14 protein-coding genes are annotated in these 20,914 nt (G+C 53.2%); 6 read left to right on the top strand and 8 right to left on the bottom strand.

What is annotated here, in order from left to right:
- Positions 1 to 12 precede the first annotated feature (12 nt).
- Positions 13 to 252 (top strand): hypothetical protein, encoded by a 240-nt coding sequence (locus MK110_09155; GenBank protein ID MCH2211458.1) that lies wholly within the window; start codon positions 13 to 15, stop codon positions 250 to 252.
- A gap of 43 nt (positions 253 to 295) precedes the next feature.
- Here the strand turns inward: MK110_09155 and MK110_09160 are convergent, their stop codons facing one another.
- The 4 genes from MK110_09160 to MK110_09175 all read right to left on the bottom strand — a co-directional run bounded on the left by MK110_09160 (position 296) and on the right by MK110_09175 (position 4,742).
- Positions 296 to 1,159 (bottom strand): GRP family sugar transporter, encoded by an 864-nt coding sequence (locus MK110_09160; GenBank protein ID MCH2211459.1) that lies wholly within the window; start codon positions 1,157 to 1,159, stop codon positions 296 to 298.
- 94 nt (positions 1,160 to 1,253) lie between these two features.
- Positions 1,254 to 2,090: an SDR family oxidoreductase gene (locus MK110_09165; protein ID MCH2211460.1), complete on the bottom strand. Its 837-nt coding sequence runs from the start codon at positions 2,088 to 2,090 to the stop codon at positions 1,254 to 1,256.
- A 112-nt stretch (positions 2,091 to 2,202) separates the two neighbouring features.
- Positions 2,203 to 3,408, bottom strand: coding sequence for a hypothetical protein (locus tag MK110_09170; GenBank protein ID MCH2211461.1), 1,206 nt, complete (start codon positions 3,406 to 3,408; stop codon positions 2,203 to 2,205).
- Positions 3,408 to 4,742: a hypothetical protein gene (locus MK110_09175; protein MCH2211462.1), complete on the bottom strand. Its 1,335-nt coding sequence runs from the start codon at positions 4,740 to 4,742 to the stop codon at positions 3,408 to 3,410. Before MK110_09175 ends, MK110_09170 begins: the two co-directional genes overlap by 1 nt.
- A 336-nt stretch (positions 4,743 to 5,078) precedes the next feature.
- Between MK110_09175 and MK110_09180 the strand changes: the two genes are divergently transcribed.
- On the top strand, positions 5,079 to 8,177 hold the full coding sequence (locus tag MK110_09180; GenBank protein MCH2211463.1) for a WGR domain-containing protein: 3,099 nt from the start codon (positions 5,079 to 5,081) through the stop codon (positions 8,175 to 8,177).
- A gap of 455 nt (positions 8,178 to 8,632) precedes the next feature.
- Complete coding sequence (locus tag MK110_09185; protein ID MCH2211464.1) at positions 8,633 to 10,300, top strand: reverse transcriptase family protein; 1,668 nt, start codon at positions 8,633 to 8,635, stop codon at positions 10,298 to 10,300.
- Between the two features lie 253 nt (positions 10,301 to 10,553).
- On the opposite strand, the gene MK110_09190 is transcribed toward MK110_09185, so the two are convergent.
- Positions 10,554 to 12,299: a polysaccharide deacetylase family protein gene (locus MK110_09190; GenBank protein ID MCH2211465.1), complete on the bottom strand. Its 1,746-nt coding sequence runs from the start codon at positions 12,297 to 12,299 to the stop codon at positions 10,554 to 10,556.
- A gap of 68 nt (positions 12,300 to 12,367) precedes the next feature.
- Positions 12,368 to 13,306 carry a cysteine synthase A gene (cysK, locus tag MK110_09195; protein ID MCH2211466.1) on the bottom strand — a complete coding sequence of 313 codons (939 nt, stop codon included), beginning with the start codon at positions 13,304 to 13,306 and terminating at the stop codon, positions 12,368 to 12,370.
- Between the two features lie 317 nt (positions 13,307 to 13,623).
- Between cysK and MK110_09200 the strand changes: the two genes are divergently transcribed.
- Entirely contained in the window at positions 13,624 to 14,655 is a 1,032-nt protein-coding gene (locus MK110_09200) for a ZIP family metal transporter (protein ID MCH2211467.1), read from the top strand.
- 25 nt (positions 14,656 to 14,680) lie between these two features.
- On the opposite strand, the gene MK110_09205 is transcribed toward MK110_09200, so the two are convergent.
- Positions 14,681 to 15,967 (bottom strand): beta-ketoacyl-[acyl-carrier-protein] synthase family protein, encoded by a 1,287-nt coding sequence (locus tag MK110_09205; protein ID MCH2211468.1) that lies wholly within the window; start codon positions 15,965 to 15,967, stop codon positions 14,681 to 14,683.
- Between the two features lie 688 nt (positions 15,968 to 16,655).
- On the opposite strand from MK110_09205, the gene MK110_09210 reads away from it, so the two are divergent.
- Positions 16,656 to 17,174 (top strand): glycoside hydrolase, encoded by a 519-nt coding sequence (locus MK110_09210; GenBank protein ID MCH2211469.1) that lies wholly within the window; start codon positions 16,656 to 16,658, stop codon positions 17,172 to 17,174.
- 95 nt (positions 17,175 to 17,269) lie between these two features.
- Positions 17,270 to 17,527 (top strand): hypothetical protein, encoded by a 258-nt coding sequence (locus MK110_09215; protein ID MCH2211470.1) that lies wholly within the window; start codon positions 17,270 to 17,272, stop codon positions 17,525 to 17,527.
- A 189-nt stretch (positions 17,528 to 17,716) separates the two neighbouring features.
- Here the strand turns inward: MK110_09215 and secD are convergent, their stop codons facing one another.
- A complete protein-coding gene (secD, locus tag MK110_09220) occupies positions 17,717 to 20,836 on the bottom strand; it encodes a protein translocase subunit SecD (GenBank protein MCH2211471.1) in 3,120 nt (1,039 codons plus the stop codon).
- Positions 20,837 to 20,914: the final 78 nt, after the last annotated feature.

Here is a 20,914-nt window from a genome sequence, read left to right on the forward strand (position 1 = left end):
CTCAGGGAATCGGTGGATGCCGGAGGACCCGGACTGAGTACAGCCCGGATTTGCTATCTCCTTGCTGCTGCCAAAATCGCTGATACAACGGGGCAATTGATCAGTGGCCAGGTTTCAGGACAACTGGATCCTCGCAAAGTACTGGCGACCGGTGTGCTGCGGACTGCCCTGCTGAACGTGTTGTTTGGATTCGGAACGGCTCTGTTCTTTCTGATCTTCATCTGTCAGTGGATGGGAATCCAGCTTCTTTAAGCGGCATTGATGCTTATTGCTGTCAACCGTCGATCTGCCGGCTTCAGCCTGCGGCCAGTGCCACGATTCCACAAACCATTGCCGACGCTGCAGCGATTCGACGGCTGGTGTGCTGTTCTCCAAGAAACTGTGTTCCCAGGAGAGTTCCAAACAGAATACTGACTTCACGAGCCGGAGCGACGGTACTCAGTGGTGTGAACGACATGGCTGTCAGAACCAGGATGTATGCTGCCGGAGCAAGAAACGCAACACTGATGACTTCCCGCCGTCGACGATCCCAGATACTGCGAACCGTTTTTTTGTGTGCAAGAGCGTGTGGTGTCAGCATCAGGAAAACGGCCAGTCCGGTAAAGAATTCCAGCAGCAGGGGAGGCACGTGAACTTCGCTCACCGCATATTTGTCCCACACGCTGTAGGACCCGATACAAACCCCGCAGAGTCCTCCCCACTTAATGGCCTCAGTTGTCTGTTCTTCCGAACGACCCCGCCCCGGACGCCAGGTCAGCAGCAGCACGCCTGCGATGATCAGTGTCAGGCCGGTCATCGTCATTACAGACGGGCGTTCTTTCAGGAGGATGACGGCCATCAGTGTCGAAAGCACTGGTCCCGTGCCACGAGCCAGTGGGTACACAACTGACAGATCTCCGACCCGATAGGCCCGTTGCAGGACCACAAAATATAACAGATGCAGGACAGCCGTCCCGCACATAAACAGGAAACCCTGCCAACCGATGTCGGGTCGTTGTGTCAGATACAGTACAAGTCCGACCGGGCAGAGAATCACTGAAGAAACCGCAGTGAACAGCCAGACAAAAACGGCGCCACCGCCGGAGCGTTTGGCGAGCAGGTTCCAGACAGCATGCATGAATGCAGACGTCAGGATCAGCACGACAGCAGTGACCGTCAACAGTTGACTTTCTTCTGAATGCCTGCCTGCAAAGACAAGTCCAAAGGAGCAGGTGCGACATAGACAATGTCCACGTCACCGGTGTATTCAAGAGTTATCCCGCAAACGTCTGACTTGCTCCGTCGACGCGAATAATCTGGCCACTAACAAAACGAGCAGCATCCGTTGCCAAAAAACCAACGACAGAAGCGACTTCATCCGCTCGTCCGTATCTGTCAAGAGTGCCTTCCGTGACAAGTCGGTCGTCATCGATATCATGGATCAGCAGGAACCGTTCTGTGACAGTCCCCCCCGGTGCGACGCAATTCACAGGAATATTGTGAGGACGAAGCTGTTCTGCGAGACTGCGAGTCCACGCATGAACGCCGGCTTTGGCCACACTGTAAATGGAACCTGCGGGCCTTCCGACACAGCCCGCAATGCTGCCGATTGTAATGATTCGTCCCTGTTTTCTGTTGATCATTTCAGGGGCAACTTCGCGGCAGCAAAGCATCGTTCCAAGTAGATTTCGATCCATGACGCTCCTGAGATCATCCACAGAAATATTCAGGCAGTCATCATTGGCGGGCCTGCCGCCGGCCCCTTCACTCGTTCCCCCGGCACCAATGTCGCCTCCGGCGCAACACACCAGAATGTCGATCTGCTGCCATTTCTGTCGGATCTCACCGGCAACACGGTGCATCTCAGTTTCACTGGTTACGTCTCCCCATGTTGGCAGGACTTCTGCGCCGGTTGCTGCACCTATTTCCGATGCAAGCTCTTCCATGGTGCCACCTTCGTCAAACGTACGAGGGCTGTCGGGACGGCTTCCGTGAACCGCTACGTTTGCTCCAAGTTTCGCCAGTTCTTCCGCCATGACCCGGCCCAGTCCACGTGAGGAGCCTGTAACCCACGCTACGCGGGAACTCAGCGGTTTGTTACTCTGTTGCATCGGACTTCTTTTTCTATTTCGGAGTTATCTGCAAAGGTACTTGTCGTTTATCATCTTGGTGTTTCGATTCGACGGGTAGTGTCTGTGCGAATTCAGCTGCAGCCGCACCGCATCAGGACTGTCTGTCGACAGCCCCCCAAAACTGAGATTTGTGTGGTGCGCGATAAGTCACGTTCAATTCCGGTGTCAGCAGTCGCCGGTGACCCTGGATCCGCGAATCAAGGCAGCGATCAAGGATGCCGCTGACCAGTAAAGTTCTCTCGACAGGATATGGGGGGCGTCCGGTCTGAATCATCTCCTCGACTTTGTTCATCAGGCACGCGGAATACGTCACGTTGGGTTTGGTCGGAAGCTGGAACTGCAGTGATTGCACTTTCGGATTGTTACGAAGTCTGGCCGCAAAGGTGAAGTCCCTGACCGCGCCGTTGAGCATCAGCAGCGTGGCTCTAAAACCGTCGTTGTATTCAATGAAGTAGGCCGACGGGTTTTCGACGAGTTTTTCGAGTTCGCCATTGTGGGTCAGATCCTGTGGTCTGCCATCACTCAGTCCTACTCCGGTTCGCGAGTCGGAACGAGCCAGAGCGCCCTCCAGGAGGTGTCTCGACCATCGGCCATCGGCTCCGGCACGCCAAACCTCGTCGCCTTCAATCATCCGGACGGCTTTGACCCCGGTTTCACCGCCTCGACGACGTTCAACCATACACTGCATGGCTTCCAGTGCATGAAAATCCATGGCGTCTGACCCTCCGACTCCGACCATCAGCGCATCATCAATATCGCAGTCCAGCGGGAATTCGATCGGAGGAATTCGAAACGTAACCGGAAGCGATGAGCCGGCAAGAAAAGGGAACTTGAGTTCCTTTGAGGTCTCCACCATCTTTTGAGCCTTCGCATAGCTCCATGAAAGATGCTTGTCATTAAACACCGGAACAGAACGTCCGTCTTCCCTGAAAACTTTCACGATCTGTTCGAAGAACTCATAGCGAGGATACAGTTTTTGTCCTTTTTCGTTGTCGGGGTAGTTCCCCTGCTCACCAATCAGGAGTACTGCATCAACTGCCAGACTGTCTGTTCCGCATCGAAGCGCCTGTGTAATGTCGGGATAGACAACGAATCCATACCGAGTGGCTTTCTCATCGCTTAAATCAGTCTTCGGACGCTGATCAACGTAGGCGCTCACCAGGTCCATGTTCGGTCGATGCCATCTGCCATTGAGCGGATAACCATTGAGGAACCGTTCACTCATGTGATTGGCATGACTTCGCCAGCTCCAAAAGGTGGTAATGACGGCCAGTTTTTTTCTGCCCTCCTCTTTCATCACGTTCTCCGAAATGTTGATTCGCGTTCTGGCTGGTAACTGATTGCCAGATGCGGGGTCTTCAGCGGTTTTTGTCCCAGCCATAAGGACTCAATTCCCGCAGCAGTCAGGCCGGTTGTGAGTAGTGTGCGTTCGACAGGATAAGGTGCCTGACCGGTGAGAATCATGTTTTCCATATGGTGACTGAGCGGATTGAAAAAATTCGGCTGCATGTCATGTCCGGAACCCAGATAAAACAAAAGTGATAAAGGTTCGCTTTGATTCTTCAGCCTGGCGGCCACTGTGATGTCGGAAACCAGTCCTTCCATCAGTAACATGGTTGCTCTCAAGCCATCCGCATATTCGAATCGATAGGCGACCGGATCTGTGTTCGTCAGCTGCGGCAGGTCTTCTCTTCGAGGATAGGTATGTCGTGAATTTTTGTGTATAGGCTGGAGCGATTGACTGCGACAGAGGCAGGCTTCGAAAAGTTCCGGATCCCATCCGCCGCCTTCCCATGATCCTGAGTCCAGTGCTTCCCAGACACTGTCTCCCCGCAGTGCATGAATCCACACGACCCCCGACTCTCCTCCGCGACGGCGTTCCGCCAAACACTGTATACCCTCAAGCGAATGGATGTCGTAACCGTCGATGCCACCAACTCCGACGCTGACAATCTCTTCGATTTCGGCCCCCCAGGGCATGTCGACTGAGGGAATCCGTCTGCATACCGGTATTGATGAACCGGCGAACATAGGAAAGTTCAGCTCATGGCTCGTCTTGACCATGTGTTGGGCCCAGTCCCAGTTCCACGACAGGTGTTTGTCACAGAAAACAGGGACACTGCGACCGCTGTTTTTAAAAACCTCGACAGTCTGCTGAAAAAAATCATAGCGAGGCCAAAGGGTCTGTCCTTTTTTATTCATCGGATACTTCCCGTGTTCGGCAATCAGCAGGACGCCGTCCACCGCCAACTCGTTACCTCCCAGCGTAAGGGCTTCGCCGATGGTGGGATAAAGATTCAAATCAGGGTAGCGACTGACACGTTCATGACTGAGGTCGTTGTCAGGAAACTGATCGACATACAGTGCTGCGACATCCACCTGAGGATAGTGCCACTGACTCTCCCAGCCGTATCCTCCGAGGAACCGGTCGACAATATTCTGGCCGTGTGAGTACTTACGATATTCGGTAACAAGGGCAGCGATTTTCGGTCGCTTTTCGGGTGACTGGCCGGCGTTCACATCACCGCTGCCGGTAAGTCCCCAGATAACCGATGTCGGGACAGTCGCCAGTATGTCGCGGCGCGAAACGTTTCTGTCAGATTCGATCAGGTGATTCGTGCTGTTTGCCATGTTTCTCACTCTCGATTAAATGAGTCAGTGGGAATTGCTCTGAGTGGCGATGTCAGGTGATTCCACACAGTTTTCACGGACGTCCGGCGGATCGATGTTCAACAGGAGTATCGACCGCCAAAACACTCCATGAGACCGGATCGCAATCGTATCTTCTTTTGTAACGTGCCGTCAGTGATCATTCGGAATTCTGACCCGAATGTGGGAAGGCCACTGATCCGTAACTCTTGATAATTTTGTTCAATACATCGAAGATCACCACGTAGCCGACATCTGCCGATTCCGAAGCCGAGGTCGTCGTGTTTCTAGTTTCGTGTCCCTTCCGGTGAATTCTGCGTGAAGCTGATCCAGGAAGTGAGTCTGGAATATCGCAGCCTTACGACGCACAAGTTGTATGAGGTGAACCTGTGCGAAGTTGGTATCGAACAGTTTGTTGTTGACGTTAGGTATGGCCGACATGGTTCAACTCTGCGTGAAGGAACCAAAACGCCGACACCTGTCAGCGAAACGGAGGCCGTGCAGCTGTTTCATGATCTGGTGAACTCAAAAGAACACAAAGGGTACACACGCCGGGAATCATCGCATGCACTGCGATCAGATTTTGATTCGACGGTCGGTTCATCAGGGGATCAAACGCATGTCCGAAGTCATGCCATTTTAAAGTGCCTCTCGGTCGACAACACCTCAAAGGGGCGATGGTCACGTTCCCGGGCGGCCTGGCGCTGCGGGGAGCTGCAGTTGTGTCAGGCCGAGCCGCTGCTCATCGATCTCATTGGTTCGGGGGACGAGCTGCTCGACTACAGCATTGCGTGGGCACTCGGTCGGTGCGGATCAGCTCAATGTGTTGATTCTCTGCGAAGAATGGAATCAACGCACGGTGCACCTGCAGTTCGTCGGATCGCTGCTGTCTCACTGCTTGAGGTACTGGACACGGTAGATTTCCGAGAAGCGATCACGGAACTCACAGACCAGTTGCCCCAATCGCTGCGTGACTCATGCAAAAACGGTCCGCCGGATGAATTTGCTGATGAAATGAATCGTGTGCTCGTTGAGAAGGGATGTGAGGCTGGCTATGTCCCTGAGACTGTTTATCTGATTGACAACAGATATGTCCGACCCGCACTTCTGGAATTCCTGCGTACGGTTCGTTTTGAGTCAGGGCTGTTTGACTGCGTTCGTCACATTTTTAAAGCAGCCGAACTGCGTCAAGATGCGGAAGTGATCGGAATTGTTGCCCGGCAGTTTGAACTGATCCCTTCGAGCTTCCGGATGCACAGCGACTGGGCGGAGTCAGGACATGAGTTGCCGACCACTCGAGAAGACCTGAGTCAGGTGTACAGCCGGAAAACCCGAACATATCTGAGGCAGCGAGTCTGGCGCATGCTGCAGCGAGTCGGCGACGCGAAACAGGCCTTTGATTACACCAATATAGCCGTCGGAATTCTTCAGGCATTCAGTGATGAAGATGCCCGGCCGGCGACACAGGAACATCCAGGCCGACCGACGCATCATGCCCGATCGACCCTGCTTGAATCCGTTCACTTCGATCGGTATGCGAAGTATTTTGTGTTTAACAGGATCCTGTACGGCAACAGCCGTCGTTATGAATTTGAGTCTGCAGGCCTCCGATGCCGGTGTGTCCCCCCGTTTGAGCCTGGAAATGCGGTTCCTTCGGAGCGCGAAGAAGCGTATCCGGAATTGTGGGATCAGTATCCTGAGTCTGTGCTGGATCTGCTTCTCCGAAGCCGCTGTGAGCCTGTACACCAGTTCGGTGTCAAAGTGCTTCGAGAAGCCCCCAACTTCAGCAGTCATCTTGAGTTTGATGATCTGTTAATGCTGCTAAAGTCACCGTACGAGGTCACAAATCGTTTCGGATTTGAATTAGCGCTGTCACTGTACAGCGCTGCAACTCCGAATCTGCAGCTGGTTCGGGCTCTGGCCGACAGTGCGTGCCAGGAAGCTCGCGAACAGGCCATGGACTGGATTGACGTCGATGTACCCGGCTTCTTCCAGTCGACTGATCTTGTGGTGGCGCTGCTCTCCGGCCCAAACGCAGATACTCGCGAGTTCGGCCGAGATCGGCTTCGAAATGTGGTCCTGTCGGAAACGACAATGCAGATCATTGCCGGTCGATTGATGGTACGTCTGCACGAATTTGACCTGGAGGATCGTCCGGTCCTGGCGAATATGGTTGAAACACTTCTGATGGTGTGCGGGACTCATTTGCGACAGGTTAGTGAGGATGTTATCTGGGATTTGCTTGGTCATGTCGCGCCCGAAGTTCATCGATTTGCCGGCGACCTGGTCCTCTGTCATGCGACGTTCTCCAGTGACCCTCCGGATGATGTGATTCCGATGCTGATTCAGTCAGAACATGAAACTGTCCGCGATAACGGTGTACGAATCATCGGGCAGTTGCCGAATCGCATTCTGTTAGACAGTGTGGAACTTCTGGCCGGACTTACCAGACATGATCTGGCAGATATTCGAATTGCAATACGTCCGACAGTTCGTCGACTGAGTGAATCCAGTCGGAAATTCGGGGAGTGCGTTGCCCGATGTTTGATCGACGCTCTGCTGATACCCGGTGCGGCTGCCGGGGTGCCAACACATACAGCTCGAATTCTGCGCGAAGACCTGAGCAGTCATCTGACGCTGACAGAATCAGATCCGATTCGGGCCCTGTTGCATTCACGTTCGCGGCCGGCGCAGGAAATCGGAGAGCTGTTACTGGTGGCGAATCTGAGGTCTGTGGAGTTTAGTGTGAACGAAATCGTAGAATTTGCGAGTCACGAAATCCTGTCGGTGCGTGAATTGGCCTGGAAGCTGATGGAGGACGATGTCCCAATGATGCTGGCTGAATCAGAAGTTGCGGTAAAGATTGCTGATTCCTGCCGGAAAGACACGCGTCAGTTTGCCTTCCTGTTTTTGCGTGAACACTTCTCAGAGGCTGGTGCCGTATCTCCCGATGTACTGATCAGTCTATGCGACAGTACGTGTGCAGACGTACAGCAGTTTGGCCGATCGCTGGTTACGCAATTGCTTGAGGCGGAACACGGGGAGGAATACCTTGTCAAACTCAGCGAACATCCTGCCGGTGATATGCAGTTGTTGGTGTCCGAATTCTTGGAACAGCATGTCTCTGATAATCCTGACCGACTGAGGCAGCTGGCACCGTTCTTTCTTACGTTGTTGTCTCGTATCAGCAGCGGGCGTGCTGTCAGGACTCATGCGCTGGCATTTCTGCGTCGGGAAGCGGTGAAAGATGAACGGTCGGCCCGTGTTGCCGCGGAGATTCTCTCACAAATATCAGCGACAGCAGTTATTTCGGACCGTGCAGCTGTTGTCGAACTGTTATTTGACATTCAGGTGGCCTGGCCACAAATCGTCACACCACTTACCGTCAAATCTGTGGAGGTACGGAATGGAGTTTAGCTCTTCGTACCGGAAAAAAAGAGGGGCGTCCCTGACCGGAATTTCCTTTGAATCGGACATTGTCCTGAAGCCGGACTCTTTTTGCGACCGGCTCTTTCCAACCGCAGCAGTTCTTCAGTCTGTGACTGTGTTGTCCGGCAACGTCGTTTCAGGCCTCATTTGGAAACCGAAACACCGTAAAACACATCGGAAATGATTGATACGTCAGAACGATATCATCAGAGTCACCGTTACTGCCTGAAAGCTGCGACAAACGTGATTGACCATGATTGTGCATACTGGAATTTAGAACATAAACACTCAGAATAGGGAGATTCCACGCGGAGTGATTCGGTGAGTGAGCCTTGCAACCCGGGCGGCGGATCGCCGTCCATGCAGTCTGCTTTGAACCGCGTCACTGGTCCACTCTGACCTGCCGGGCAATGCTGCCGTGTGCCGATTCCGGTGTGGATTCCGTGAATCGATCAGCACACGGCAGCAGCCCGGCTTGGGTCGGCGGACCAGTTCTGAGAGCCTTTCGAAGGGAAAACTCACTGTCCACTCCGCGTGGTTTTTTTCACCCGATGCGATCACGTCAGGAAATCTACGAGCGCATTCGCGAATCATCGAAAGATGAGTTCATACTGGAAGAAATGATCCGTCTTGGTTTTTGGCCTGCCGAGTCGGTGATACAGGAACATCCTGCCGAAGATATTCGACGTGAGGATGAGCTGAAACGACAGCTGCAGATGCTCAGCAGCGAACTTTCACGGTCGGAGAATTCGGAAACTGTCGGGAAACAGATTTGTCTGCAGCGACGGCAGGACTCACGCCGCAGCAGTACCACGAGAGAAGATCTCCGTCAGCAGAGGAATCAGCGGGCTGCTCAATGGCGTGAACGCAGTAAATCAGAGATCGGCTATCTGGGAGACGGTGTTTCAAACTCTCTCAGCCAGCTTGAGTTCGATTCTGCGGAACTCTGCAAAAACCGGCTGCCTTTGATGCAGAGTGTTTCAGATCTCGCAGAGCAAATGGAGATTTCCGTCGGAGAACTTCGCTGGCTGTCGTTTCATCGTCGGGTGGCGAAATACACGCACTATCAACGCTTCGGTGTTCCAAAAAAGACCGGCGGCGTGCGGACGATTTCAGCACCGATGCCAAGACTTAAACGGGCGCAGCAGTGGATACTGCTGAATATCATTGAGAAAATTGAGCTGCATCCGTCAGCCCACGGATTTCGGAGAGGCCGTTCTATCGTTACCAATGCCAGGCCACACGTAAATTCGGATGTTGTGATCAATGTGGATATCAGGGATTTTTTTCCGACGGTGACGTATCCACGGATTCGTGGTGTTTTCAGACATCTTGGCTATTCCGGACAGCTTGCGACGATACTGGCGCTGCTGTGTTCAGAACCCGACCGGGCGGAAATCGAACTGGATGAATGTTCGTACTTTGTCGCCAAAACTGAACGCCGTCTGCCACAGGGGGCTCCGAGCAGTCCGGGAATTACCAACATCATTTGTCGCGGTTTGGATGCGCGTCTCCACAGGATCGCAGAGCAGACCGGCTTTTGTTACACCCGCTATGCTGACGACATTACGTTTTCCGGTTCCGGCGCAGCCAACACCAGGGTGGGGCGTGTGCTCCGACAAATTCATTATGTTGTTGAAGACGAAGGTTTTGTGCTCCATCCGGATAAGACACGCGTCCTGCGAAAGTCACGTCGTCAGGAAGTAACGGGACTGGTGGTTAATGACAGAATCGGTGTGCGTCGAGACCTGCTTCGCAGTTTTCGGGCTACTCTGTTTCAGATTGAACGAGACGGGCCAGCCGGAAAACACTGGGGGGTGTCTGGTAATGTCATGCGGTCTATCGAAGGGTTTGCAAATTTTGTGGCAATGGTTGATGCGGAGAAAGGTGCATTGCTTCAGAAGCAGGTACGAATGCTGCACGACTTGTATGGCTGCGAGGAACTGGACGATGTGATTCGTGAAAGGTGGCAGCCGCGAACTAAAGCCGACGATTCCGGAATGGCAGACCGGCCTGACAATCCGGAAGCGGAGTTACCGGTGCACAGTGAACATTCGGGCCGTAAAGCAAAGCCTGGGAGGAAATGGTGGCAGTTCTGGAAATTCCGGTAATTTCCGGGGCGGTTGTGGAGCAACAAATTCACCGGCAGAAAAACACAGATTTTGACAGTCCGAAGCGTCGAATCCCTGTCTGGCCCCTGATATCAGTGACAGCGGATTCGCGTTTTTCGCTTTCCCGGTACATGCCTTCCACCGGCCAGCGTGTCTTGTGGGAGGGGCAATCATTCAGGTCCGCTGACCAGGAGCATTCCTGTGGAAGTCTTCGGACGGTCAGTGAAAAGACGTAAATTTCATTCTTGCGTGATTACAGGCCATTGCCACTTTGCCATCCGGTTGCATCAATGCGTTTTAGTTCCGCTTCGATGGAATCTCCCTGGTAACATGAAAACCAGCCACGGAGAATTTTGGACTCTCCTGGAGCACAGTCTGGGAATTTTCCATCACTATGCATGCAGGGACAGGGCGTATTAAACCAGGTACTGTGACAGGGGGTCCAGGCTGTAATAATCCAGCGGTTATGTTTCGATGACCGTCGGGCAATATAGGGAGTCGACTCGATGATGTGTTCTTTTTCCGGATAAGCAAACTCCGGTGCCCCTTTGAGCATGATGCAGTTTTGCACGCGCAATCCGCTGAGAGTTTCCGTGGAGCCGTTACGGAGCCACATTTCCATACGCACCGCGTCAGAGGCTGGAACAACCTTTGTGCCGAAGACAACGTTATTTGGAAGCGTGCGTTCCATCAGCAGACAACCATCCGGCTGTCGGTTCCATTCCAGTGTCTCCAGTGGTATGTCCTGCTTCGTCCACATTGTTCCGATGTGGGTGTGCGCAAGATACAGCAGTCCGTGCTTTGCTTCGTCGCTGCGGCGGATGGCTTCCGGAATATCCAGTACAAAGTAACTGTGTTCATCCCAGGGGGCGAAAACACTTATTTTTGTGTCCCGCTGCGGACGTAAGGCTCCGTCCAGAAATCCAATTCTCGGATGACGACCACCCGGATAGGGCAGCGTGAGCAACGGCTGATCAGAGTCCCGTACCGGTCGGGTTTCAGCACTTATGTCAAATCGCTTGAGTGCTGAGATTATTTCTTCCCCGGTGAATCCCGTTGCCGCCCGAACTTCAGCAACCGTATAACGATGATGCCAGACCATGTTCTGCAGCCAGAATTTGAGACCAGCCTCCGTTTTGGGTCTGCGGAAATTTTGGTTTGATTTTCCGGATTCTATCAGTCGACGGCGGTCGTTGATCACAAATTCCGGATCAGCCGGTCGCACTTCAGGATCCACAAATCGATCGAGGTCACGCAGTGCAATGACTGTGAAGCCATTCTCTGCAAGATAATTCATGTACAGTTGAAACCTGTCTTCGGGAGTATTCACCCAGGAATGAGCAGTGTCCGGCGTTCCGTGAAACTGCAGGACTGCAACGCGGCCGAACGCTGCCTGATTGACGGCATTCCTGAAGTCGCTGAGTGTCCAGTCAGGACGGCCGTCTCCGGCAGAAGGAATCAACAACGGGTGGTCCAGGCCTGGTTCATAGGCGACCCCCTGTCCGCGATCATAGGGATATTCGGGTGATCCGCCTCGTCGCGCAAACCTGATTCCAAGATCCTGAAGAATCTGTAATGCCGCCAGGTCAATGCCATTTGCCGGATATGCGAACGATGTGGTGCGCGGAATGCCGTATTCCAGACATCGAGCGTTGATTGCTTCGATCTGTTCCGTCAGTTGCGCCAGTTTTTCAGGACTGTCTGCACTCAGTGACATGTGATCACGAGTGTGATTTCCTATCTCGAAACCATCCTGATGCAGTTGCGCAATCTCTTCCCAGGTCATATAGTCCTTCTTGTTGGTTTTGAAGTCGAATCCTTCTGTAACGAAGAAGGTGGCGCCGAACCCATACTTCAGCAGGGTTTCCCGCACTACCGTGAAATGTGATTTCACAGAATCGTCAAACGTCAGGACAACCAGTTTGTCATTGATCGGTTCGAGTGCAGTTGCCGGTATTACCGTCAGCGACAGAGACACCATCAGCAGGAATCTGTACATTGTGAGAGTTCTTCGCGCAGGAGCGACTGGATGGCGGTTGTGAAGTCGGTGTCGACGAACAGTGATCGTCAGGACATATCCCGGGTGAAGTCAAACATTGGAGTCGACAAATAACGTTCACCGGAATCCGGCAGAACGACGACAATTGTTTTGTTCGCGTTTTCCGGGCGTTCAGCAACCCTGATGGCAGCCACCAGAGCCGCTCCACTGCTGATTCCGCAGATAATGCCCTCCTCGCGGGCGATACGTGGTGCCATTTCGATGGCTTCTTCACCGGACACCTGGACCACATCGTCGACCAGTGAAACATCGAGATTGTCAGGGATGAATCCGGCTCCAATTCCCTGAATCGGATGTTTGCCAGGCTCTCCTCCGGAGATGACCGGACTGGTGCTGGGTTCCACGGCAATCGAAGTCATCGACAGATTCTTTTCCTGCTTGAGAAACCGGGAAACTCCGGTAATCGTCCCGCCTGTTCCGACACCGGCGACGAAAATATCAATGTTACCTTCTGTGTCCTGATAGATTTCCGGTCCTGTGGTTTTGAAGTGTATTGCCGGATTCGATGGATTGCTGAACTGCTGTGGCATAAAGAAATTGTCCTGAGCGGACAGTTCTTCAGCTTTGCTGATGGCACCCTTCATGCCGTCGGCTCCCGGAGTGAGCACCAGGTTGGCTCCGAAGGCCCGCAACATTTGGCGACGTTCCAGTGACATTGTGTCCGGCATGGTCAGTGTAAGTTGATAGCCGCGAGCCGCACAAACAAAGGCCAGAGCGATGCCCGTATTGCCGCTGGTTGGTTCTACGACCTGCATACCTGATTTGAGTCGACCGTTTTCTTCCGCATCCCAGATCATCGAAGCCCCAATCCGGCATTTGACGCTGTACGCCGGATTGCGGCCTTCGATTTTTGCCAGTACGGTTGCTTTGGTATGACTTGCGAGACGGTTAATCTGTACCAGCGGCGAGCGGCCGATTGACTGGGTGTTGTCTTTCAGAACGGGCATTCCGTTGTACCTTTCGATCAGACAGAGTTTTCGCTCGTAAATTACTGAATCCCGAGCTGTTGTTTACCAAATTGGAGCGTTTTCGCTAAGTCCTGTCCCGAAATCGTTATCGGAGCCGGTCAGATTTCACTGTTTGGAGCCGCCTGGTTTTGTGTGTCACATCCGAACGATCATGAAAATTACACAAACGCGGCCCGTAGAGACTCGAAAGCGATCCTTTGTCGCCTTATTAATCACATGACGCGACCAGTGCGGTGTCATAATTTAGACTTCTGTTTCCCCGTGTCCTGGCAGTTTTGATGTACCGATTGTGTTCTATGTTATTTCCGGCAGCCTTTCTGCTGTGCATGATTGTTGTGATCCCGAATCATCGGCCTGTGGAGTCACGGCCAGGGATATCCCTGGTCGTGGCACCGGGTGGTTTATCCGACGATTTACAGGAGGACATTGTCGTCGGCAAGGGAACTCCGGAGAGTGATTCTGTCCCGGCTGAACGGAATCACTCTCCCGATGACCGGACTTCACGCACGTTAATTCTGCCTGTTTACTGTTTTCTCATCGTTGCAGCATCATTGTTCGGTGGCTGGCTTCCGTCACTGATCCAGCTGACTCACACACGAATGCAGACGATCGTCAGTTTTGTCGGTGGTCTGATGCTGGGTACCGCAGTCTTTCATATGATTCCTCACGCGTTCACGCAGCTGCGTCACATCGATCAAACGATGATGTGGACCATGTGTGGAATTGTCCTGATGTTCTTCCTCATTCGCACCTTCCACTTTCACAATCATGGAATTGCCGAAGAAGCTCAGGAGGATGCCTGTGATCCGTGTGGACAGGATCATTCCCACAGTCATATCCATGTCCATTCCCATCCACAGGTACACCAACTTAGCTGGATCGGTATCCTTGTCGGACTCAGTATTCATACCCTCCTGGACGGAATTGCATTGGGAAGTGCTGTTGATGCTGACAGTCTTTCACTGCTGCCTGGCATCGGAGTGTTTCTGGCGGTATTTCTGCACAAACCTCTGGATGCCGTTTCCATTACCACACTGATGGCAGCTACCGGCTGGACCAGAAAAAAAATACTGGCAGTGAATGCGGGATTCGCTGTCATGTGTCCGGTTGGAGCAGTTCTGTTCCTGACGGGGATCAGACGTTTCCCCGGACTTCAGCAGGAACTTGCCGGATCAGCGATGGCATTCTCTGCAGGTGTGTTTCTGTGTATCGCACTCAGTGATCTGCTTCCCGAAATGGAATTCCATTCGCATCATCGTCTGAGGCTTTCGGCCGTGCTTTTCCTGGGAATTTTCACCGCCTGGGCAATTCGGCACGTCCACGTTTAGCTCAGTTTGTCTGAAGGCTTACGTATTAGATTGCCCGCAGCACTGCAGAAGCACTTTGGCCTCGTGCTGTACGATTCACCGAAACTGCTGTACGATTTCGAACAGTCCGGGGGCCGTCTTTGACGACATTTATTCGGCAACGTGGATCAGGCACTTCGTAGTTCAATGTGGCCGGAACTTCACCGTACCGCACTGCCAGTAGTGTTCCTGCCAGTTCAACTGCTCCGGCACCCGCATCAAAATGTCCCGTGTAACTCTTCAGCGCTGTAACTGGAATTTGGGACACTCGGTCACCCAGAGCGAGGTGATAGGCCCGTGATTCGACAATATCATCAGTCTGAGTACTTTTGCCCTGCGCGTTAATATGTCCAATCTCATCGGGACGAATACCTGCACGTCTCATTCCTGACTCGATGGCTTTGACGAGTCCCCGACCACTGGACTCGTTGTTGATTCCACGACCATCACAGCCCGCACCCACGCCAATCACTTCCGCGTAGATGTCTGCTCCTCGGCGAATTGCATGCTCGTAGCGTTCCACGATACAAGTGGCAGCACCTTCGCCGACCACCGCTCCATCCCGCTCAAAATCGAATGGTCGGCAGGCCCGGGAGGGATGATCAGAACGCTGGGACAATCCTTCGAATCTATGAAATTTGGCGATGTCAACCGGGTGAATATTTGAGCTGCAGGCACCTACAATTACAGCATCGGCTCGATCTGCTTCAATAATTCGCACGGATTCGGCCAGTGCGAGGAGTGCGGACGCATCGCGGGATGTAATGGTATTGTTGGGGCCCTGTGCGTCATGGTCGATCGAAATATGACACGCGGGCATGTTCGGTAACTGACGCAGAAGCCACAATGGAGCGATCCGGCCGAGTCCGGCTTCTCCCCAGCGGGTCATATCGATTTCTTTGGTTCCTTTGCGACACGCTTTGACGGCAGCTGCCAGTTCTTCGGGGTGTGTTGTCATGCGGCCAGCACCGAAAGTGACACCGAGGCGAAGGGGGTCGATATCGCCGGTTGCCAACCCTGAGTCCGCCATTGCCTGACGGGCTGATGCGACGCCCAGCTGCATATCACGGGACATGACCTTCAGAAACTTTCGATCCCGAAGATGTCGAACGGGATCGAAGTCCCGTACTTCTGCCCCAAACGCTGACGGCAGTTTGTCGTGAGGAATCGACAGAACATCGATACCGCTGCGACTCTCTTTCAAGCTCGTCCAGAACGCGTCTATGCCAATGCCGATGGGAGAGACAACTCCCAATCCTGTAATGACAATGCGAGCACCGTCTCGCGCAGCCATGGAAACGCCCCAATTCTCGGGCCGCTACTGCCACATCCTGGACAGCCAACGACGACCCGATTCAAGAAATTCACTAATGATTCCTGCTCGGTTCACGCTGATTTACACACCAGAAACGACGGATCAGCCGGTCAGTAATTTCTGAATCTACCAGCTCTTCCGGATAGACGATCGTTTCCGGAGTGTTGTTGACCCCACTGTTGCCCATAGGCAGCGGAATCGAGAACAGGAACAATTCACAGACAAATCTACCAACGTAGTCCGATTCAGCCGAATCTTTGCAGATTACAAAAGTTAATGTGATTTGCGTCAAGATCGGATATTCAGATTAACTATTCCGCGGGAATCCAGTTCCTTGGGCAACCACAGCTTCCGGCATTTTCGTGCAGACCAGCTGATCTGCTGACGGGGCCATCTCCATGTTGGACGGCTGGCCCTGCTGTTCCTGTTTGTTTGCGACCACTTACCCTAACTGTGCTACGTTCCACAGGCACATGTTTACCAGTCCTATACGGAAAGTCCCTGTGGGTTCCAGTGTGGTTTGTGGCTGTTTTCTACGTCTTGACAGATGTCTCTTCGAAAGTGGTGCGATCCGTTGATCGCATGATTTTCTGTAGGTATGGTCGAAAGAGTTCCATGAAAATCTCTGCGATTTGGTTGACACTGTTCTACTTTATTTTCACGGGGTATGGACGGGCCAGCGGAAGGCATCTCCATTTATTTCAATCAGGGAAAGAAGAGTGTTCTCGCTATCGAATTTCATCTCTGGTCGTCACGGAAGGTGGACGGATTTTTGGCAATTTGCGAAGGACGAGTAGATGGGGTGGCCAGAGACGCGGGTCTGGTATGCAAACGTAGTGTGGATGACGGGGCAACCTGGTCGGGGCTGAAGGTGATAGTGGACTGGGTAGAAACACCGTCGGCAACCAGGCGGTGCTGGTTGATGGCTAAACGTACAACGTACGTGGTGTGGATTGCGCACACAGTCCGTTCGGGAGAGGAATCGGAGGAGACGATAACACGCGGTAATACGAAACAATCGACATGTGTCTTGCTGAGGCACAGCAGGGATGAGGGACAGACGTGGAACGCGTCACACGATATTACTAAGGCAGTGAAACGCGACGACTTGACGTGGTGCGGCTGTGATCCAGGCGTAGGAATTCAACTGGAAAGCGGGCGGGAACGCAGGCAGGCTCAATGGTGAATCTCAGGCCCTGTAACGATCAGGCGGTTCTGTTCATCTGAATGTCCGTACCTCAGGCCAGGGACCGCAGGTCCGCTCCATTATTGAGAGTCGAGATGGCGGCCATACCTGGTTCCGCAAGAAACCTGACCAAAACCACTGTACGACTCGCCCTGTCAGGCGAGTCCGTTGAAACTGAGGCCGCGAGATGGCAGTCCACGCTGGCTCTATTTCCACCCTGCAGGACCAACCGACACAATTCGAACGTTGGCCTCATCCTTAACGAAGGTCGTACATGGAATATCGGCACTGCTGCTGCCGGGCTGCGGCGACCTTCTGACCGGGATGCAGAGAAACGCTGGACGAATCTGTAACGGAGACACCTTACATTACAACCCCAGGCTGGTATCTCTAAGACGCTCGGCGGGGGCGTTACCGATCGTGCCACTGTTCGCGGGCCAGCAATCACTATCCACGATCGTTTCGACCGAGACCAGACTTACATTTCGTTTGCCAACCGGTTGAAGAGATGCAGAGTCGGGGACCGACCTGATCACAGTCTGCTACACAGGCTGACTGTTATTTCGGTTCATCAACCAGATCAGTACGGGACTGGCAACATAAACCGAACTGTAGGTTCCCACCAAAATTCCCAGGGTGAGACAGAAGGCGAATCCATGAATCCCTTCGCCTCCGATCACATACAGGATCCCCACAACAATGAACGTCGTTAGTGATGTCAACAGTGTTCGAGACAGGGTCTGATTGAGCGAGGTATTGACAATCTCTGTAGTGAGTTCCGGATTTTTGCCTCGCACTTCACGAATTCGGTCGAACACTACGATCGTATCATTGAGTGAGTATCCGACAATGGTGAGAAAAGCGGCGACCATCGGCAGGTTGATTCGGAAGTCTGTCAGCATCAGAGTTTGGCTGATGGGATGACCGCTGGCCCAGGAAGCTAAGGCCACCATTCCCAGCACAATGAGGACGTCATGAGTCAGAGCAACAACGGCCGCCAGTCCAAAAGTGATTCGTTGAAAGCGGAACCAGATATATCCGACGATCGCAATCAGGCTCACAATGATGGCCATGATCGCGGACTGCTTCATCTCGCCGGCTACTGCGCTGGCAAATGTATTGACTTCGTCAAACAGCGGGCTCGCTTCCAGTCGGGACTGCATCGCAGTCAGAGCGGTCTGCAGGTCATCCGGGGAGATCTCGTCCAGTGTACGTACCGTCACCTGATCGAATTTTCGGACACTCTGCGCGTTGGCTTCCATACCGCTGCCACTGATTCCCGTAATGCCGAACAGGGATGAGGTGTCTTCATAACGATTACCGTCGGAAGCACTGAGTTCCTGCAGTGTCGATTCAAGCGTGTCGCGAATTGTTCCTTCTGCCAATTCATCGGAGAATGTGATGTTCGAAGAAGAACCACCGTTGAAACGGCGATTCTGACTGGCCTGCACGGAATTGTCATCTTCATCGATTTCCACTGTTTTCAGTGGAGTGAAACTCATCGTCACTTTACGCAGCTGCATCGCATCGGCGGTTTCGAATGCGGTGTTCACTTTTTGGCTCACACGTTCCTCGGCAGACAGTTTTGACTGTTTGGTGTCGTCAGAATCCGTTTCCGATGTTCTCAGACGGAAATGCATGCCGCCCTGTCCCGATTCTTCCCCCGCAAGTGTCAGTCGCTCGACGGTAAAATTCTCTGCAAACTGGGTGCCCAGCACTTCCCGGACGGCATCCGTTTCGGCCCCCTGCTCAAGCTGGAACGTTACCATCGTGCCTCCGGTGAAGTCGATGTCGTAGTTCTTTGTGCCTCGCGTAAAAAATGCCGTCAGGCCAATTGCAATCAGAACGACAGACAGAACAGCAGCGACGAATCGTTTGCCCACAAAATCCCAGTTGGTTTCGCCGACGAAGCTGAACATCGCCAGCTTTTTGATCCAGCGTTTCTTTTCGGCGATGTCGAAGATTGTGCGGCTCACAAACAGTGCCGTAAACATACTCATCACGATTCCGATGAACAGTGTTACGGCGAACCCTCGTACCTGATCGGTACCGATCATGAACAGGATTACTGCTGTCAGCAGAGTCGTGAGGTTAGCATCGATAATAGTGGAGAAGGCTTTGGAGAATCCGTTGCGAATAGCCATCCGCAGGCTGGACCCTCGCCGCTGCTCCTCGCGAATTCGCTCGAAGATCAGCACATTTGCATCCACGGCCATACCAATGGTCAGCACCAGACCCGCCAGTCCGGGAAGCGTGAACGTGGCTTCGATGAGCATCATGGTTGACAGGACCAGTACTATGTTCATGACCAGGCAGAGAATCGCAATCAAGCCGGCCGCACGGTAGTACAGAAGCATGAAGCCAACGACGGAGACTGCGGCGATGATGATTGCCTGAATTCCTTTGTTGCGGACATCTTCACCAAGTGTCGGATCGACGGTCGCTTCGCTCAGCGGCTTGGGATTGATGGGAACCTCCAGTGCACCGGCATTCAGGACACTGGTCAGGTCCCGAGCTTCTTCCGGGGTGAAGTCTCCTGTGATCTGACCATTGCTCGTAATCGTGTCACGGATGACCGGAGCACTTTGAACTTGTCCATCAAGCACAATTGCCAGACTTCGGTCAGGGTGCCCGTCGCGTGGTTTGTTGCTTCCGGTGAGCCGGCCGAACAGATAAGCCCCCTGCTGATTGAACCGAAACGTGACCATCTGTGTCCCGTTGTCCGGATTAACTGTCGTTCCAGCAGACGTCAGGTACTTACCGCTGACACGCTCCTGTTCCCGATCGACAAGCAATAGATATTCTTCCGTGTCGTATTCTTCCATGCCGGTGTCGGTCGGTCGTTCAGCCTTCACACTGCGGCGGACGGCGTCATTTCGTTCCAGGAACTGTGGTTCATTGTCTTTGAGGTAGGCCGGTAACCATTTAGCGATGATGTTACCGGCTGAATCGCGGACTTCTTTGGTGGCTATGTCCAGTGCCTGTCCCTGAGCCACGATAGCTGAGTCTTCGCGCTCATGGGCCGTGATATAGAATTCAAGGGTACCCAGGCGGACAATCCTGGATTTGATTACGTCAACAGTTTCCGGATCCTTACCGGGGACGATGACTTCGATTCGATCGTAACCCACCCGGCGGACAGTGGTTTCTTCCTGTCCCGACGGATTAATTCGGACTGCCACCGCCCCGACCATCTTGTCCATGAGGGCGTCCGTGATTTCTTTCCCTTCGGTCTCCTCGACTTCGTAAACGAGGTTGGCTCCACCGGCAAGATCAATGCCCAGTTTGAGCTTCTCACTCAGGTTTTTGTCACCGATTACCAGTGGGGCCACAGCAATCGAGAGGGCAAGCAGGCAGGTTGCAATTCGCCCCGCATATTCCTTCATCTTCAGCGCCCGGGCGATGAAGACCCCGATGATGACCGGAAGGCCGAGAATCAGGACAACGTTCAGTAAAATCAGAGCGGCCGTGACGGCGTTACCACCACTCTCGGTGACTGCAGCATCAGTTGCTTCGCCAACCACGGTTCCGGCGTCCGGAGCCTTTTCCGCAGCCGCACTGGCCGTGTTCATAACCGCGTCTGCAACATTAGCAACGGTTTCAGAAGCTGTTTCGGAAGCTTGGACTGCCAGTGTGAACAACACGTTCCATGGGTTGATCATCGACAATTATTCCTGATGTGTCTGGCGGGAGATGGACGTTACGACATTCTGTCGCAGCATTCCGAATTGATCTGTGTA

The organism is Fuerstiella sp. (assembly GCA_022447225.1).
Lineage (GTDB): Bacteria > Planctomycetota > Planctomycetia > Planctomycetales > Planctomycetaceae > S139-18.